The sequence below is a fragment of the Pandoraea sp. genome, assembly GCF_004297875.1.
GTDB lineage: Bacteria > Pseudomonadota > Gammaproteobacteria > Burkholderiales > Burkholderiaceae > Pandoraea.
The window spans coordinates 22258-38278 of record NZ_SCSK01000047.1 but is presented as its reverse complement, the minus strand read 5'-3'; the positions used below and the strand labels follow the sequence as shown (position 1 = coordinate 38278).

Sequence of the window (16021 nt, the reverse complement as noted above, 5' to 3'; positions counted from 1 at the left end):
ATCGTATATTTCGACAATAAAGATTTTTAGGAGGAGCGCATCCCATGAAGTTAAAGCATCTTTGCCTTGCGGTCGTTGCCCTGTTTGCCACTGCCGGCGCTTATGCACAATCTGCTGGAGACACCGTCGTCAACACCGGTTGGTTTCACATTGCACCCCAGGATTCAAGCCAGCCGCTCAGCGTCAATGGTACGCAGATTCCCAACACGGGCGCGAGCGTTGATGACGCCGATACGTTCGGGCTTACGGTCACTCATTTCTTCACGGACAATATCGCGGCTGAGGCCGTCATGGGGATTCCGCCGAAATTTCATCTGAGCGGTCAAGGCATCCTGGCGTCGCCCGCCATCAACCCGCTTGGCGACGCTCGGCAGTGGAGCCCGGCGCTCTTACTCAAGTATTACTTTGGCAATGCGCACTCGAAGCTGCGCCCCTACCTCGGCCTCGGGGTAAGTTACATCTGGTATTCGGATATTCACCTGAATCCTGCCTTCCAGCAACAAGTCAGCGGATTGATCAGCCAGGGCACGACCACCGCCTTGCCGACGAGCGCAAAGCTCTCGAGCTCGTGGTCGCCGGTCTTCAATGCCGGCCTGACCTACAATTTCGACAAGCACTGGTCAGCAGGTTTTTCGATTTCGTACCTGCCGTTCAGCACCAAGGCAACGCTTACCACCAGTACACCGGCCGGCCCCGTGGTAAGCACCACGAAACTCAAGCTCGATCCGTTCGTAACCTTCCTGTCGATCGGCTATCGTTTCTGACCCGGCAACTCGCCCCAAGCAAGAAAAAAACGCCGCCGAGAGGCGGCGTTTTGCATGATCTGGATCAGCAAATATTGCTCATCGGGTATACGCTCAGCGTTCGCTCCCACATAATCTGACGAATACAAAAGGTACTGGCTTAAATCGTCGGGGATTATTCTCAATCTGAGAGGGAGCTTGCCATGAATATTTCTGCCAAAGCCAATCACGCGCTTGAAGAGGGCATGGATGACGCCCGATACGTCGGGCGCAAATTAGCGCGAGCCACGCGCAGGGCCGGCGACGACGTCGCGGATCGCGTGCGCGACCTGCTCGACGACCTGGAGTTTGCCCTGCAGCACGGCAAGGATGCTGACATCGACCAGTTACGCGAGGCGCTGCGCGGCAAGCTCGCTTCGGCACGCGAGGATTTTGGCGACGCGCGCACCCGTTTACGCCGCAAAGCCGATTTCGCCTGGCATGAGGCCGATACCTATGTGCACGACCGGCCATGGCAAACGATCGGTCTGGTGGCCGGCTTCGCGCTGTTGCTCGGCTTTGTCGCCGGTCGCTCCTAGCGATCGGTTGATCTCGAGTCGGCGTGAGATTTCACCGCCCGAGGACCTGATCGTGTGCTAGACCGGGTCAACGGAAAACAGCCGCCGATATTCGCGGATTGCGTAGCGGTCAGTCATGCCTGCCACATAATGAGCAATCCACCGCGGCTGTTGCGTCAAATCCTGCGTGCGATATTGCGGCGGCAGCAGGCGCGGATCGTCCATAAACGCATCGAACAGTTCCGTGACGATTCGCTGCGCCTTGCGGCTCATGCGCATCACGACGTAGTGCCGGTACAGGTTGTCGAACAGAAACCGCTTGAGTTGCCCCGCCTCTTCGCGCATCGCCGCACCGAAGGTGACCAGCGCGGGCGCGCCTCTGACGTCGTCCGGCGTGGCCGGGGCCGCTTGCCGGATGCACGCTTCGGTCGCCGCGATCAAATCGACAATCAGCGCGTTGATAATGCGCCGCGTCGTTTCGTGCACCAACCGACGGCCGGAAAGATCCGGATACGCTGCGCGGGCCTGCTCGCAAAATCTTCGCCATAGCGACACTTCATCGAGCTGTTCCAGACTTATCAGCCCCGAACGCAAGCCATCATCGATATCGTGATTGTTGTAGGCAATCTCATCGGCCAGATTCGCAATCTGGGCTTCGATACCGGGCTGCCGGCCAGTCAGGAAACGCTCGCCGAGCGCACCAAGCGTCACGGCATTGGCCCGGGAACAGTGTTTGAGAATGCCCTCGCGAGTCTCGAAAGTCAGGTTCAGCCCATTGAAGGCGCCATAACACTCCTCCAATTCATCGACAACGGTCAGGCTTTGCAGGTTGTGCTCGAATCCGCCGTTCTCGCGCATGCAGGCATTCAGCGCGTCCTGCCCGGCATGACCGAACGGCGTGTGGCCGAGATCGTGAGCCAGCGCAATGGCCTCGGTCAGATCTTCGTTAGCGCGCAGGTTGCGGGCAATCGAACGGGCAATCTGGGCGACTTCAAGGCTGTGCGTCAGGCGTGTGCGGAACAGATCGCCTTCATGATTGACAAAAACCTGGGTCTTGTATTCGAGGCGCCGAAAGGCAGTGGAGTGAATAATACGGTCGCGGTCGCGCTGAAATTCACTGCGTGTTGCCGGGGCCGGCTCAGGATGCGAACGGCCCCGCGATGTCCCGGATCTGGCAGCATAGGGGGCCAGCATGATCTCAATGTCATTCATGCGCCAACTCCGGCGAGTCCAGCTGTTTAGACACTGGAACGCAATGTCGCACGCAAAGCCTCATCGGGCACGACAGTGACGACGGCATCGCCCAAGCGGTTAAGCAGCACGAAGCGGATTTCGCCACCCTCCGCTTTTTTGTCGACATGCATCAGTTCGATGTAACGGTCTTCGCCGAGCGCGGGCCCCTTGATGGGCAAGTGGGCGGCCTCCACCAGTGCTGCCATCCGCTCGGTCAAGTCGGCTGGCGTCAATCCTATGCGGGAGGACAGATCGGCCGCCATCACCATGCCGCATCCAACCGCCTCGCCGTGCAGCCAGGCGCCATAACCCAACCCGGCCTCGATGGCATGACCAAAAGTGTGGCCGAAATTCAAAATGGCGCGCAAACCACCCTCGCGCTCGTCGCGCGCAACGACGCCCGCCTTGATTTCGCACGAACGGCGCACAGCATGAACAAGCGCGTCGACATCGCCGCCGTTGAGCGCATCGATATGCGCCTCGATCCAGGCAAAAAACTCCGCGTCGGCAATTGCGCCATGCTTGACCACTTCGGCCATGCCCGCGGCCAACTCGCGCGGCGGCAGGCTCGCCAGCGTGCTCACATCGGCAATCACCGCGTTGGGCTGCCAGAACGCGCCGATCATATTCTTGCCCAGCGGATGGTTGATGCCCGTCTTGCCGCCCACCGATGAATCGACCTGGGCCAGCAGTGTCGTCGGCACCTGGACGAATGGCACGCCGCGCATATAGCAGGCGGCGGCAAAACCCGTCATGTCACCGACTACGCCCCCTCCCAGCGCGACCAGCGTGGTCTTGCGATCCGCCTGAGACGCCAGCATGCCGTCGAATATCTGATTCAGGGTCTGCCAGTTCTTGTAAGCCTCGCCGTCAGGCAGTACGACGGTGCGCACCTGCTTGCCGAGTGCTTCGAGCGTGCGAACCAGACGAGCCGCGTAGAGCGGCTCGACGGTGGTGTTGGTTACGATAACCGCTTGGCGGCCAGCCACATGGGGAGCAAACAACTCCGGCTGATCGAGCAGGCCGGTGCCGATATGGATGGGGTAACTGCGCTGCCCAAGGTCAAGTTTTAGCGTCGTCATGAGCGCTATTATGCCGCGTTTGCCCACGCCTATTCGCCGGCCTTCGGCTGATTCTCGGCGTGATCTTCCGAAGCGCTTGGAGAATCGACTGCCGGCGAGGCGTGAATGCCGGCCATTTCGAGCTGCATCAATACCATGTGAACCAATGCGTTAATGCTCGGGCGGCCCGTCTCGATGACAAAATGAGCGCACTCGCGGTAGAGCGGATCGCGCTCGGCATAGAGTTGCTCGAGTCTGGCTCGCGGGTCACTGGTCTGAAGCAGCGGGCGATTCCTGTCGCGACGGGTTCGCAGCCAAAGGTCATGCGGATTGGCGCGCAGATACACTACGATGCCACGATTCTTCAGGTGCAGGCGGTTTTCCGGGTTGAGCACGGCCCCCCCGCCGGTGGCCAGCACAATGCCGTTGTACTGGGTCAACTCATCGATTACCTGGGCTTCGCGCACGCGAAACCCCGCTTCCCCCTCGTGTTCGAAGATGACCGGGATGCGCACGCCCGTTTTCGCTTCGATTTCGTGATCGGAATCGAAAAAGGGGCGGCCAAGACGCCGCGCCACCCATCGGCCGACAGTGGTTTTGCCAGCGCCCATGAGCCCGACGAAAAAAACATTCCCTTGCATCGATTCGTGCGACAAAGATTCCATTTCCGGCATCATACCGGGTTCTGTACACCCTGTGAGCCCCCAGGCGATCCCGCATCCCGCGCTCCGGAGGCGGGCGCCTGCTCCACGATGCTCGGTGTGATGAACACCAGCAATTCGCGCCGATTGCGAACGTCGGCCTGATTTCGAAACAGCGCCCCGAGCACCGGTAAATTACCCAGCACAGGGACCTGCGTGATCGTTTTCCGCTCTTCCTCCTGATAAATGCCGCCAATGGCAACAGTTCCCCCGTTTTCGACCAGAACTTGCGTGCGCACGTGCTTGGTGTCAATGGCGTAACCGTTCGCCGTTTGCTGGCCCACGCTATCCTTGTTGACGTCGACGTTCATCACGACCTGTCCCTCGGGAGTAATCTGCGGTGTCACTTCGAGGCGAAGTTTGGCCTGACGGAATTGAATCGTGGTAATCCCGTTGCCAGCCGAAACCTGATATGGCAGTTCGGTACCCTGCTCTATCACGGCTTGCACTTTGTCTGCGGTAACGACGCGTGGACTGGAAATGATTTTGCCGTCTCCGTCGGCCTCCAGCGCCGACAGTTCGAGCTGAAGCAAACGATGCGCGGCACGCCCGAATAAGGTGATCGCCAACGACGGCGCGACAAAGCCGTTGATGCCCGTAGCGGGCAGATCAAGAAAATGATGGTTGGGGACAGGGCCATCGGGGCCAGCCTTGAAGGCACTATTGCCTGCCGGCGGCGTCTCTCCGGGCACAGATGCGCGGGCAAATCCCAATTTGACGCCCAGGTTGCGGCTGAACCGGTCGTCGGCTTCGACGATGCGCGCCTCGATCAGCACTTGCCGTACGGGCACGTCGACCCGCTCGATCAGATCAGCAACTTCCGTCAGCTTGGCGGGCACGTCGGTAACGAACAATTGGTTGGTGCGCGTGTCGGCAGCGACCGTGCCGCGCTTAGACAGCATTCGGTGTCCTGCCTCCCCGACAAGGATTTTGCGCAACTCCGCCGCTTTTTGATAATTCAGTTGAAAGCCTTGGCTGGCAAGCGGCACTAGATCACCAGCCTGCAGGGCCGCCTCGACCTTTTGCTTGTCGCGCGCAGCCAATTCGTCGCGAGGAACGATCCACATCACGTTGCCAAAGGTCCGCATCGCCAGGTGCTGGGTATCCAACATGAAATCCAGCACCTGATCGGCGGACATCTGCCTGGCGCGCAGCGTCACACGTCCATTCACGCCCTCGCCGATCGCTACATTGGCGCCAACCAGATCGGCATACGCGCGCAATACGGCCGCGACTGGCGCACCGCGTAAATTCAGCGTCAGGCGCCCGTCGTTCAGCGCAGGCGGTGCTTGATCGCGGGCTTGCGTCTCCGTGCCGGCGAAGGCCATGGCAGGCCAGGCCAGCGCGATGCAAAGCCACCGGCCAATCGCCCTCCGGCGCTTTCCGGTCGGCGCTGTTGTGATCATGGTACGCCGTCGACCATGGTCAGGCGGTATGTCGCGAGCGGTCGGCTCTCCTGCTCCCCGGCGACTTGCCGCAATTCGACAACATCGTCATGGATCGCCGAGACGAGCCACTGATCACCACCCACCGAATGTCCTGGTGCCACATGATGCACGACGTTGCCCACGAGCAGCAGAGCGACACTGCGAGCACCTCGGCGCAGCGTCCCGATCAACTGGATTTCATCGGGCGACGTCGCGGTCAACGCCCCACGCGGCGGCGCCGTCCGGCGAGCGCCCGGTGCCGGCGCGGCCCGAGGCGGCGTTCCCCGCCCTACGAAAAATGGATCCGGTAGCTCACCGGCGAGCTGCATCCGCGCCGCAGTCGCCGGCAATTCAGCCAGCGCCGGCAGCGCGGGTTGCGGACTTTGCGCTGCCGCCTGAATGGCATCTGCGTGCCACTCCCGCAAGCCAGCCAAGGGTTCAGCGCGACACCCGCACAACGCGACGCCAAGCAACGCGACAAATCGTGACAATCGATCCCTTGCCCAGTATTGCGGAATCATCTCGGCACCTCGGCAACCGCGGTCGGCAACGATGAGGGATCCCCATAGGCGTGCGCCGTGAGAGTAAGGCGAAGCTCGGGCGGCAGATGATTGACGGCCTCATGCTGGGGCAACGCGGAGATATGCAATGCGCTGAAAGCGACAACGCGCGGCAAGCCAGCCAGCTCGGAGAGAAAACCCGCGATGCCATGATATCGGCCGGCGGCGTGAATCTCGAACGGCACAACGATCAGGTGATTTTTCGTTTCAGGCTTGCCCGGTCGAATCGACTCAAGCTGCACTCGGTGCGCCTGACCGAGTCGATGCAGCGTCTCGAGTAATCGCTCACTGTCGGCGTCGCCAGGCAAGCGATCGCGCAATGCGCTCGCCCTGGCGGTCATCGCAGCATGCTGGTCACGCCATGATCCCAGCCCCGCCACCTGCATGGCCTGTTGGCGATATGTCGCTTTGAGCGCCATCTCCTGCTGTTCGTACGCGGTGAGCGACTTGCGCCGCGACTCCGCTACCACCGACCACGCCAGCATACCTGTCATGAAGCAAACGACAAGTCCAAGCCCGTACTGCGCGAACGCCGGCCAGTCGCTTGGTGCGGTGCGCGCAAGGTTCGTCATAGACCGCATGCGGCGCGCGGCAAGCAAAAACTGTACTCTCATGACCAAGGCAATCGATTCGTACTGTTGCCGCTCGGCGGCAAGACATCGCGAGACAACGCGAGGCTCGTTTCGGCACCCGTCCGATCTGGGGCGGGCGGCCTCATGAGAATATGAATTTCAAATGCGAAGCCGGACGCGCCAGTCGCATCGACCACGGCCTTGGTTTCGACGAGCGACGTATCGGCTCCCCAGAGCAGGTCGCCAAGTCGTCGCTGGTATTGCAAAATTGCGGCCTGCGTGTCGGCGCGTCCGGACAAGCTCAGTTGCCCGGCTTGATAGCGTATTGTCTGAAGATGCATGGTCGGCGGCGTGGATTTCGCCAAATCGGCAAAGATGCTCCCCCAAGGCGGCCGCAGCGCAGTCAAGCGCTGTAACCGGTTTACCCGCTGTTCATATTGCTCGATGGCTTTCTCCATTCGAAGACGCTCCCGCAATGGCGGTTGCAGCTCGGCCAAGGCTTCTCTGACGAAATCGTTACGCAGATCCTGCCGAACAATGCGCCGCTCGAGCGCTGCCCAGGCGACCGCCGAGATGGCCAGACCGCTCACTGCGGAAATCAGCAAGACACGCTTCAGGCGGGTGCGGCGCATCGATCGTCGTTGCGCCCGCGACGGCAGCAGATTGGCCGACGTCATGAAACAATGTCGTGCATCGCCAAGCCGCAGGCCACGGCGTAAGCGGAGCGTTGCGTCACCGGGGGCAAGGCGACGCCTCCCGCCCGCGGCAACATCGCAAATGGATCGAAGCTCTTGGTTGGCAACCGTGTGACTTGCTCAATCGCCTGATCCAGGCCGACTTGCCCCGAGCCTTCGCCAGCCAGCCAAAGCGTGCTGACGGTCGCCGGCAACCGTGTCAAGACCTGAGTCACACTCTCGCCTGCCGCAAGCCAACGTGTCGTGTCGTCGCCATCAACGGAATTCGCAACGACGTCTTCATACGGCAAAATCCGCTCCGCAACCAACTGCGGTCCGCTAAACACCGAGAGATAGGCGCCGCTGCCATCCACGACCAACAGGCCGCCAGAGGTGCCGGCAGGCTCGCCTGTGGCGGACTGCGCATGGCCGAAGGCACGCTGAACCGCCAGACGCTCGGCGTCGATCGCGTGCGGTTTCAGGCATGCAGCCTCCGCGACGGCCGCACGTTCATCGACACAATCGTCGAGCGCGGCGATCAGCAGCCGCCGATCACGCTTGCCATGCGGGCGTACACTGGAGCTCACCACGTCATACCGCACGGACATCGCGTCGCCGCCGAGCAGACGGGCCGCGCTGGCCTCGATCGCGGGCTCGGCCAGGTGCCAGATCGACGACATCCGCTGCCGCACCAATTGATGTTCCGGCATTGCCAACACCACGGGCGGCCACGTCCGCGGCCCCGCCCATTGCTGCAATGCCGCGACGACCGCATCGAATTGAACGGCCCGCCCGCCTGCCATCGCGCCCGCGGGTAATGTGATCTCACCGATGTGCTGCAACGAGAATTCGCCACCATTGCGCGCAAGCGCCACCAGTCGCACCATGACGTCGCCGATGTCGATCCCGAGCAGCTCGCGAGGCTGCGCCGAGCGGTGAATCGCGGGAATGAAAAGCGAAGCGAATGACAAGGCAGTTAACTCCGGGCAGCGTGAGTCGCCATCGAAAAGCTTGTCGATGATTCGGTGAATCCTAAGCAAATGACATATGCAGGAGAATAGTCCCACTCTGAAACCCCCGCCCATCGGACAAGAGCGCAGATGATGGGGGCTATAATCTCAGCACTGCTTAGTTCGCTTTTCATATGGTCAACCACACCCCTCCAGGCAAGCGACACGCCAATCGCCTCTCCCGCAAAACACGCTCGCTGCCGGTTTCCATCGCGCTCTGGTTTGGCGGTCTGATCGTCGCCCTGGCGCTGGTCGGGGCGCTGCTGGCGGCCTATGCGCTGGTAGTCATGACGCCGCATCTGCCGTCGCTCGACAGCGTCGTCGACTACCGTCCCAAGATCCCGCTGCGCATCTACACCGCCGACGATGTGTTGATCGGCGAGTTCGGCGAGGAGCGCCGCAATCTGGTCCATCTGCAAGACATTCCTGCCGTGATGAAGCAAGCCGTGCTGGCGATCGAGGACGATCGCTTTTACCAGCATGGAGGTGTCGATTACATTGGGATTTTGCGCGCCGGCGTCGCCAATCTGATCAGAGGCGGCTCCTCCCAGGGCGCAAGCACGATCACGATGCAGGTGGCGCGGAATTTTTTCCTATCGAGTCAAAAAACCTACACGCGAAAAATTTACGAGGCGCTGCTCGCCTACAAAATCGAATCTCGCTTGACCAAGGATCAGATTCTCGAGTTGTACATGAATCAGATTTATCTTGGCGAGCGCGCCTACGGCTTCGCGAGCGCGGCTCGTGTGTATTTTGGCAAGGATCTCAAGGACATCACGCTTGCCGAAGCCGCAATGCTCGCGGGCCTGCCCAAAGCGCCCTCGGCGTACAATCCGATCGTCAATTTCAAGCGCGCCAAGATACGCCAGGAATACATCCTCAAGCGCATGCTCAACCTGCACTACATTACGCAGGCGCAGTATGACGACGCGATCGCCGAGCCGATCAAGGTGCGCGGCATTGGCAACGAGTTCAGCGTGCACGCCGGGTATGTCGCCGAGATGGTACGCCGGTTGTTGTATGCGCAGTATAAAGACGAGATTTATACACGCGGTTTCAACGTCTACACGACGATTACCTCGGCCGATCAAGAAGCGGCTTACAACGCGGTGCGCGCGGGGGTAATGGATTACGAGCGCCGCCATGGGTATCGTGGGCCGGAGGCGAATATCGATCTGCCGGGCGACGCCGACGCACGGCAGCAATTGATCGACGATACGCTGGCGGAGCACCCTGACAGTGGTAGGCTCATCGCTGCCGTGGTTCTGTCCGCCACACCGCAAAAAGTGACGGCCGCATTGCTCAGCGGCGACGACATCACGATCACCGGAGCCGGCCTGCGCTTTGCCGCGCCGGGTCTGAGTCCGAGCGCGCAGCCCAAGCAACGCATTCGCCCGGGCTCGGTGATTCGTGTGATGCAAGACGCCAGGCAAGATTGGCGGATCACGCAAATGCCCGAAATCGAGGCCGCATTTGTCTCGCTTGATCCGCGCAACGGCGCCATCCGCTCGCTGGTCGGCGGTTTCGATTTCAATCGCAATAAATTCAACCACGTCACGCAAGCCTGGCGACAGCCCGGCTCCAGCTTCAAGCCCTTCATCTATTCGGCAGCGCTGGAAAAAGGCTTTGCGCCGACCACCATCATCAATGATGCGCCGCTTTATTTCAGCGCGGCACAAACGGGCGGCCAGCCATGGGAGCCCAGGAATTATGGCGGAGGTTTCCATGGTCCGATGACGATGCGAACCGCGCTCATGAAATCGCGCAATCTGGTATCGATCCGGATTTTGCAGAGCATTACGCCGACCTATGCGCAACAGTTCATCACGCGCTTCGGCTTCGACGCCGACAAACACCCTGCCTATCTCCCCATGGCACTGGGCGCGGGTGCCGTCACGCCACTGCAAATGGCCACGGCTTACGCGGTATTCGCGAATGGCGGTTTTCGAATCAATCCATTTATCGTGGCCCGCATCACCGATTCGCGTGGGCACCTGCTGATGGCGGAACAGCCGGTGCAGGCTGGCGAACAGTCACATCGCGTGATCTCGGCCGGCAACGCTTTCATCATGAACAGCATGCTGCATGACGTAGCGACGCGCGGCACCGCGGCAAAGACCAATGTCCTCAAGCGCGACGACCTGGCCGGGAAGACCGGCACCACGAACGACTCGCACGACGCATGGTTTGCCGGCTATCAGGCGCATCTGGTCGGTATTGCGTGGATCGGCTTTGATCAGCCGCGCAATCTCGGCGACCGTGAAACGGGTGGCGGGTTGGCGTTACCGATCTGGGTCGATTATATGGCGAAGGCCTTGCGGGGCATACCGGAGCAGACACAGCCCATGCCGGCTGACGTCATCATGGCCAACGGCGATTACTACCTGGATGAATATCCACCGGGAAAAACCGTTACCGCGGTAGGAATGAATAACGGGGATGGCCGCGACGAGCCAGCCACGGCGCCATCGGAAACACAGGAGCGCCAGCGCATCATCGACCTATTCAAAAATCCGTGAGTCGGGGCGTTTGCGCGCCAGAGCGCGCAGCATGGCGCCATGCCGATTCACGCCGACGGAGAAAAGCTCACGGCCTCGCCAGCCTGTTGCGTCGCATAACGCGATAGCGCGGCAAACAGCTCGGTGTCGTCGCGGGTGTCACGCCACGCCTGGCCAACGAGCCTGAAGTGGTACCCGCCGGAGCGCGCAGCGACCCAGATCTCCTGCATCGGTGTTTGCAGATTCACAATGATTTTGCTGCGATCCTCGAATTCGAGCGCAAGCACATTGCCGCTGCGTTCGCATTCGATATCGGCGTCGGACCGCTCCGCAGCCGCTTCGAGCTGGTCCAGCACGCGTTCGGCCACGGCCAGGAATTCACTTTCCGTCATGCTAAACTCCAAGGTTGACATCGACATCCCTCATTGATACCGCCTGGCGCGGTTCCACACCATGACAGCGCTTACCCGAATCTGCGCGATTGTAGCGCCGATCGTCCTCGTTGGCGGCCTTGCCGGTTGCGGCCAAACGGGGCCGCTTTACTTGCCCAGCGTGCCGCCGGTACCCGTGCCGCCAGCCACCCCAATCCAGCCCGACACGATGCCGCCGGCCAGCGCGCCGCCATCGATGATTCCACCCGTGCCGGCGAGTTCGGCGCAATCCAAGTAAAACATCATGACCGCTTCCTTTTTCGCTTACCGCGACCAAACGCTTTTCGCGGAGGACGTTTCGCTGTCGGAGCTGGCCGAGCGTTTCGGCACACCGCTTTATGTCTATTCCCGCGCCGCCCTGCAAGCAGCGTTCGAGGCCTATGCGCGCGCCTGCGTCGGCCGCAATGCTGCCGTGCATTATGCCGCCAAGGCCAATTCAAATCTTGCGGTGCTCAACGTGTTCGCCAAGCTTGGAGCCGGTTTCGACATCGTCTCGGCCGGCGAGCTGCAACGCGTCATCGCTGCGGGCGGCGACCCGCGCCGCGTGGTTTTCTCGGGCGTGGGCAAGAGCGAGGACGAAATGCGCTTTGCGCTGGCCCAGGACGTGATGTGCTTCAATGTCGAGTCGCGGCCCGAGCTCATTCGGCTCAACGAGGTAGCCGGGCAAGTCGGCCAACGGGCGCGCGTGTCGATTCGCGTGAACCCTGACGTGGATGCCAAGACCCACCCGTATATTTCAACGGGGCTGCGCAGCAACAAATTCGGTGTGGCGTTCGATGAGGCGCTGAGCACCTATCGCGACGCCGCGGCCTTGCCGCATCTGGAGGTCGTCGGCATCGACTGCCATATCGGCTCGCAGATTACCGAGATCGCTCCCTATCTGGACGCACTGGACAAGGTGCTGGAACTGGTCGAGCAGCTCGAGCGCGAAGGTATTTCCATCCACCACCTCGACGTCGGTGGCGGCTTGGGAATCCGCTATGCGGACGAGGCGCCGCCCGCGATCGGCACCTTTGCGACTGCGCTGCTCGACCATGTGGCGAAGCGCGGTCACGCGCACCGCACGGTCCTGTTCGAACCGGGTCGCTCGCTGGTCGGTAATGCCGGCGTGCTTGTAACGCGGGTCGAATACGTCAAGCCGGGCGAAGCGAAGAACTTTGCCATCGTGGACGCGGCGATGAATGACTTGGCGCGGCCGGCCATGTATGAGGCTTACCACGATATCGTGCCGGTCAAGCAGGACAGCAGCGCGCCGGCGCTCAACTGCGACATCGTCGGTCCGGTGTGTGAAAGCGGCGATTGGCTTGGGCGCGACCGTGTTCTGCGCGTAGCCCAGGGTGATCTGCTCGCGATCCGCTCGGCGGGCGCTTATGGCTTCGCAATGAGCTCGAACTACAATACCCGCCCGCGCGCGGCCGAAGTGATGGTGGACGGCGCCAATGCGTATCTGGTGCGGGCTCGCGAAACGATCGAATCGCTGTTTGCTGGCGAGAGCGTGCTGCCCAAGGACGCTTGACTCGCCGCCGCCAAACCGTCAGAAACCATCTTCTCGCCGGTTGACGGCTTGCCGGGCACGCATCAGACGCCACCACAAACGCAGGCTGAGCAACATGACAATGATGCCGCCGTAAATTGCCGGCGCCTCGAAATTGTGTTTGCCAGCCCGCATCCACCAGAAGTGCAGCACCGCCAGCACGGCGATCGGATAGATCATCCGATGCAGCGTTTGCCAGCGCCGCCCCAACCGCCGCATCATCGCAAGGGGGGAGGTCGCCGCGAGCGGGATCATCAAAACGAAGGCAGCAAAGCCAACCGTAATGAAGGGTCGCCTGATGATGTCATGCACCATTGCCCCCACGTCGAACCACTGATCGAACCACACGTAGGTGAGAAAGTGCAGCGTGCCGTAAAAGAAAGCGAATAGGCCCAGCATGCGCCGCATTCTGGCCACATCGCTCCAGCCACTCAGACGCCGCACGGGCGTTACCGCCAAAGTGATGCAGAGGAATACCAGCGTCCATAATCCTGTGGAGCGCGTGATGAACTCGATCGGATTGGCGCTGAGCCGGTCGAGCATGCCCAGCACGGCCAGGCGTCCCAGCGGTATGAGCGCCGTCAAAAAGACCAGCGCTTTGAGCCATTTGAGGTAGCGCGGTAGCGCAGCTGCGCTACCGCGCAAACGCCCCGTGCCGGCAGGACGCGCCACGGAGTTACGGCGCCGCACGCAGACTGTTGGCATCATTCCCCACCTAAAAATAGGTGCGCAAGTCCATACCCGCGTACAACGATGCGACTTGTTCGTACCCGTTGAACATGAGCGTCTTGCGCTTGGGCGCAAAGAAACCATCGCCGATCCGTCGCTCGGTGGCCTGGCTCCAGCGGGGGTGGTCGACGTGCGGGTTGACGTTGGCGTAGAACCCGTATTCGTCAGGCGCCGCGCGGTTCCAGCTCGTCAGCGGCATTTTTTCGACAAAGCTGATCTTGACCAACGACTTGGCACTCTTGAAGCCATATTTCCATGGCACCACGACGCGCACCGGCGCACCGTTCTGATTGGGCAGCACCTCGCCGTACAAGCCGAAAGTCAGCAATGTGAGCGGATGCATGGCCTCGTCCATGCGCAAGCCCTCGACGTACGGCCAAGCCAACACAGGGTAGGACAATCCGCGCATCTCTTTGGGATCGGCCAAGGTCGTGAACTGCACGAATTTGGCGTTTCCGGTCGGCTCGACCTGCCTGATCAAACCGGCCAGCGAGTAGCCGATCCAGGGGATCACCATCGACCAGGCCTCGACGCAACGGTGCCGATACACCCGCTCTTCGAGCGGCATCAGTTTCATCAGGGTGTCGATGTCAAATGTCTTGGGACGCTTGATCTCTCCGTCGACGATGATCTGCCACGGCCGGGTTTTCAGCGATCCCGCGTACTCGGCCGGATCGCTCTTGCTCGTGCCGAACTCATAAAAGTTATTGTAGCCAGTGACATCCTTGAGTGGCGTCAGCTTGTCGGGCACGACGTAGGCGCGGTTGGGCGCCGCATGCAACGACGGCCCGCCGGCGCCATTGGTCGATGCGCCGGCAAGTCGTGCGTGCCCGGCTGCCAGGGCGGCACCGGTCGCGCTCAGCATCGATAATCGCAGGAAATTCCGGCGAGCCTCGAAGACCTCGCGCGGCGTAATCTCGCTCGCTGGAATATCGTTGCCATACAAGGCGGCTCTCGTCGATGCGTCGGGTTTCATGGCGAATATCTCCGTTTGTGCGACAGTCGATCCGCATCCGTCGCTCCTTGCAATATCTCGCTCATAAGATAACAAAAAAGCCGCTGCCAGGTGGCGAGCGGCTTTTGCCCCGGAGCGCTGCGGAGCTTATAGGTGGCCGTAGCTGTGAAGCCCCGACAGGAACATATTGACGCCGAGGAAGGCGAACGTCGTGATAACCAGCCCGATCAGGGCCCACCAGGCCGCCACGGCGCCGCGCAAGCCTTTCATCAGGCGCATGTGCAGCCACGCAGCGTAATTGAGCCAGACGATCAGCGCCCAGGTCTCCTTTGGATCCCAACTCCAGTATCCGCCCCAGGCTTGCGCCGCCCACAGCGATCCAAGGATGGTCGCAATGGTAAAAAAGGCAAAGCCGACCGCGATCGACTTGTACATCACGTCGTCGAGCAACTCCAGCGACGGCAGGCGCGAGCCGAAGAACCCGCTCCCGGCTTTGCCGCCGGCAAGTTTGATCTGCCTTTCCTCGCGATCGACGAGCAAATAGGCGCTCCCCACCATCGCCGCCAGCGAGAAGGTGCCATAGCCGATGAAGTTGGCCGGCACGTGAATTTTCATCCACCAGCTCTGCAACGCCGGTACGAGCGGCAATATCGCGTAGGCGTCGCGCGCGATGCTGTACCACAACAGGAAACCCACTGCGGCACTGATCACCAGCAGTACGAAGGCCCCCAGGGCTCGCGTGGCATAGCGCTGCTCGTAATAAAGATAGAACAGGGCAGTGATCATGCAAAACAGCACGAACACTTCATAGAGATTGGAAATCGGGATGTGGCCGACGTCGGTGCCCAGCAAATAGGACTCGTACCACCGTACCATCATGCCTGTAAAGCCGAGCAGCACGGCGGACCAGCACAGCTTCGAGCCGACGCTGGCGCCAAACGGCGAACGGGCCAGCAAGCCCCCCCAGTAAAACAGCGTGGACAGCAGGAACAGCACGCTCATCCAGAGAATCGCCGACTGGCTGGAGAGGAAGTATTTCAGCAAAAATACTTCCTCGGCTCGGGCCAATTGCCCGTGATACAGATTGATGGCGGTGAGCGCCAGCACGGCAATGCCCAGCATCAGGGCTCGTACCGCCCGCCAGTGCCATCCAAGACCCGCAAAGACCGGCACCGCAGCGATCAGAATGCCTTTTTCGTAGCCGCCCATGTACGCACCGTAACGGTCGAGAGCAAAACCGGCTCCGGCGGCCAAAGCCACGGCGAACATCCAATCCACCCATGAGCGGCGCTTGAGCCATGGGCCATCAGGGTAGACGTGTATCAGTTCCATGTTT

At 61.1% G+C, this 16021-nt stretch carries 17 protein-coding genes and 1 pseudogene; 5 read left to right on the top strand and 13 right to left on the bottom strand.

What is annotated here, in order from left to right:
* The first annotated feature begins 44 nt into the window (after positions 1 to 44).
* Together EPN80_RS13955 and EPN80_RS13950 are read left to right on the top strand one after the other, a co-directional pair.
* A complete protein-coding gene (locus EPN80_RS13955) occupies positions 45 to 764 on the top strand; it encodes an OmpW family outer membrane protein (protein ID WP_293028300.1) in 720 nt (239 codons plus the stop codon).
* Between the two features lie 182 nt (positions 765 to 946).
* A complete protein-coding gene (locus EPN80_RS13950; RefSeq protein ID WP_293028297.1) occupies positions 947 to 1321 on the top strand; it encodes a DUF883 domain-containing protein in 375 nt (124 codons plus the stop codon).
* Positions 1322 to 1378: 57 nt separating this feature from the next.
* On the opposite strand, the gene EPN80_RS13945 is transcribed toward EPN80_RS13950, so the two are convergent.
* The 8 genes from EPN80_RS13945 to pilM all read right to left on the bottom strand — a co-directional run bounded on the left by EPN80_RS13945 (position 1379) and on the right by pilM (position 8499).
* Positions 1379 to 2512, bottom strand: coding sequence for a deoxyguanosinetriphosphate triphosphohydrolase (locus EPN80_RS13945; protein ID WP_293028294.1), 1134 nt, complete (start codon positions 2510 to 2512; stop codon positions 1379 to 1381).
* Between the two features lie 26 nt (positions 2513 to 2538).
* Complete coding sequence (aroB, locus tag EPN80_RS13940; RefSeq protein ID WP_293028291.1) at positions 2539 to 3615, bottom strand: 3-dehydroquinate synthase; 1077 nt, start codon at positions 3613 to 3615, stop codon at positions 2539 to 2541.
* A 29-nt stretch (positions 3616 to 3644) separates the two neighbouring features.
* Positions 3645 to 4259: a shikimate kinase gene (locus EPN80_RS13935; RefSeq protein ID WP_293028288.1), complete on the bottom strand. Its 615-nt coding sequence runs from the start codon at positions 4257 to 4259 to the stop codon at positions 3645 to 3647.
* Between the two features lie 8 nt (positions 4260 to 4267).
* Positions 4268 to 5623 carry a type IV pilus secretin PilQ gene (pilQ, locus tag EPN80_RS13930; protein ID WP_293028286.1) on the bottom strand — a complete coding sequence of 452 codons (1356 nt, stop codon included), beginning with the start codon at positions 5621 to 5623 and terminating at the stop codon, positions 4268 to 4270.
* Positions 5624 to 5697: 74 nt separating this feature from the next.
* The gene (locus EPN80_RS13925) at positions 5698 to 6243 is read right to left on the bottom strand and encodes a hypothetical protein (RefSeq protein WP_293028283.1); all 546 of its coding nucleotides are present in this window, start codon (positions 6241 to 6243) and stop codon (positions 5698 to 5700) included.
* Complete coding sequence (pilO, locus tag EPN80_RS13920; RefSeq protein ID WP_293028280.1) at positions 6240 to 6854, bottom strand: type 4a pilus biogenesis protein PilO; 615 nt, start codon at positions 6852 to 6854, stop codon at positions 6240 to 6242. The genes EPN80_RS13925 and pilO overlap by 4 nt, the downstream gene beginning before the upstream one ends.
* 38 nt (positions 6855 to 6892) lie before the next feature.
* Positions 6893 to 7531, bottom strand: coding sequence for a PilN domain-containing protein (locus EPN80_RS13915; RefSeq protein ID WP_293028278.1), 639 nt, complete (start codon positions 7529 to 7531; stop codon positions 6893 to 6895).
* A complete protein-coding gene (gene pilM, locus EPN80_RS13910; RefSeq protein WP_293028275.1) occupies positions 7528 to 8499 on the bottom strand; it encodes a pilus assembly protein PilM in 972 nt (323 codons plus the stop codon). Before pilM ends, EPN80_RS13915 begins: the two co-directional genes overlap by 4 nt.
* Positions 8500 to 8672: 173 nt before the next feature.
* Here pilM and EPN80_RS13905 point away from each other — a divergent pair, with 173 nt between their 5' ends.
* Complete coding sequence (locus EPN80_RS13905) at positions 8673 to 11057, top strand: penicillin-binding protein 1A (protein ID WP_293028272.1); 2385 nt, start codon at positions 8673 to 8675, stop codon at positions 11055 to 11057.
* 47 nt (positions 11058 to 11104) lie between these two features.
* Here the strand turns inward: EPN80_RS13905 and cyaY are convergent, their stop codons facing one another.
* Positions 11105 to 11428, bottom strand: a complete 324-nt coding sequence (cyaY, locus tag EPN80_RS13900) for an iron donor protein CyaY (protein ID WP_293028269.1) — start codon at positions 11426 to 11428, stop codon at positions 11105 to 11107.
* A gap of 61 nt (positions 11429 to 11489) precedes the next feature.
* Here cyaY and EPN80_RS21125 point away from each other — a divergent pair.
* Positions 11490 to 11561: pseudogene (locus EPN80_RS21125) on the top strand (hypothetical protein); the annotation flags it as partial.
* 14 nt (positions 11562 to 11575) lie between these two features.
* Here EPN80_RS21125 and EPN80_RS13895 read toward each other — a convergent pair.
* Positions 11576 to 11713 carry a hypothetical protein gene (locus EPN80_RS13895; protein WP_293028266.1) on the bottom strand — a complete coding sequence of 46 codons (138 nt, stop codon included), beginning with the start codon at positions 11711 to 11713 and terminating at the stop codon, positions 11576 to 11578.
* Between EPN80_RS13895 and lysA the strand changes: the two genes are divergently transcribed.
* A complete protein-coding gene (lysA, locus tag EPN80_RS13890; RefSeq protein WP_293028264.1) occupies positions 11712 to 12983 on the top strand; it encodes a diaminopimelate decarboxylase in 1272 nt (423 codons plus the stop codon). The genes EPN80_RS13895 and lysA overlap by 2 nt on opposite strands.
* Before the next feature lie 18 nt (positions 12984 to 13001).
* On the opposite strand, the gene EPN80_RS13885 is transcribed toward lysA, so the two are convergent.
* The 3 genes from EPN80_RS13885 to ccsB all read right to left on the bottom strand — a co-directional run bounded on the left by EPN80_RS13885 (position 13002) and on the right by ccsB (position 16017).
* Positions 13002 to 13709 carry a protein-methionine-sulfoxide reductase heme-binding subunit MsrQ gene (locus tag EPN80_RS13885; RefSeq protein ID WP_293028262.1) on the bottom strand — a complete coding sequence of 236 codons (708 nt, stop codon included), beginning with the start codon at positions 13707 to 13709 and terminating at the stop codon, positions 13002 to 13004.
* Between the two features lie 7 nt (positions 13710 to 13716).
* Entirely contained in the window at positions 13717 to 14706 is a 990-nt protein-coding gene (gene msrP / locus EPN80_RS13880; RefSeq protein WP_293028260.1) for a protein-methionine-sulfoxide reductase catalytic subunit MsrP, read from the bottom strand.
* A 126-nt stretch (positions 14707 to 14832) separates the two neighbouring features.
* The gene (gene ccsB, locus EPN80_RS13875) at positions 14833 to 16017 is read right to left on the bottom strand and encodes a c-type cytochrome biogenesis protein CcsB (protein ID WP_293028257.1); all 1185 of its coding nucleotides are present in this window, start codon (positions 16015 to 16017) and stop codon (positions 14833 to 14835) included.
* Positions 16018 to 16021: the final 4 nt, after the last annotated feature.

Coding starts and splice junctions, on each gene's coding strand:
- EPN80_RS13955 (WP_293028300.1), top strand. CDS start 45: ATGAAGTTAAAGCATCTTTGCCTTGCGGTCGTTGCCCTGTTTGCCACT.
- EPN80_RS13950 (WP_293028297.1), top strand. CDS start 947: ATGAATATTTCTGCCAAAGCCAATCACGCGCTTGAAGAGGGCATGGAT.
- EPN80_RS13945 (WP_293028294.1), bottom strand. CDS start 2,512: ATGAATGACATTGAGATCATGCTGGCCCCCTATGCTGCCAGATCCGGG.
- aroB (WP_293028291.1), bottom strand. CDS start 3,615: ATGACGACGCTAAAACTTGACCTTGGGCAGCGCAGTTACCCCATCCAT.
- EPN80_RS13935 (WP_293028288.1), bottom strand. CDS start 4,259: ATGGAATCTTTGTCGCACGAATCGATGCAAGGGAATGTTTTTTTCGTC.
- pilQ (WP_293028286.1), bottom strand. CDS start 5,623: ATGGCCTTCGCCGGCACGGAGACGCAAGCCCGCGATCAAGCACCGCCT.
- EPN80_RS13925 (WP_293028283.1), bottom strand. CDS start 6,243: ATGATTCCGCAATACTGGGCAAGGGATCGATTGTCACGATTTGTCGCG.
- pilO (WP_293028280.1), bottom strand. CDS start 6,854: ATGACGAACCTTGCGCGCACCGCACCAAGCGACTGGCCGGCGTTCGCG.
- EPN80_RS13915 (WP_293028278.1), bottom strand. CDS start 7,531: ATGACGTCGGCCAATCTGCTGCCGTCGCGGGCGCAACGACGATCGATG.
- EPN80_RS13905 (WP_293028272.1), top strand. CDS start 8,673: ATGGTCAACCACACCCCTCCAGGCAAGCGACACGCCAATCGCCTCTCC.
- cyaY (WP_293028269.1), bottom strand. CDS start 11,428: ATGACGGAAAGTGAATTCCTGGCCGTGGCCGAACGCGTGCTGGACCAG.
- lysA (WP_293028264.1), top strand. CDS start 11,712: ATGACCGCTTCCTTTTTCGCTTACCGCGACCAAACGCTTTTCGCGGAG.
- EPN80_RS13895 (WP_293028266.1), bottom strand. CDS start 11,713: ATGATGTTTTACTTGGATTGCGCCGAACTCGCCGGCACGGGTGGAATC.
- EPN80_RS13885 (WP_293028262.1), bottom strand. CDS start 13,709: ATGATGCCAACAGTCTGCGTGCGGCGCCGTAACTCCGTGGCGCGTCCT.
- msrP (WP_293028260.1), bottom strand. CDS start 14,706: ATGAAACCCGACGCATCGACGAGAGCCGCCTTGTATGGCAACGATATT.
- ccsB (WP_293028257.1), bottom strand. CDS start 16,017: ATGGAACTGATACACGTCTACCCTGATGGCCCATGGCTCAAGCGCCGC.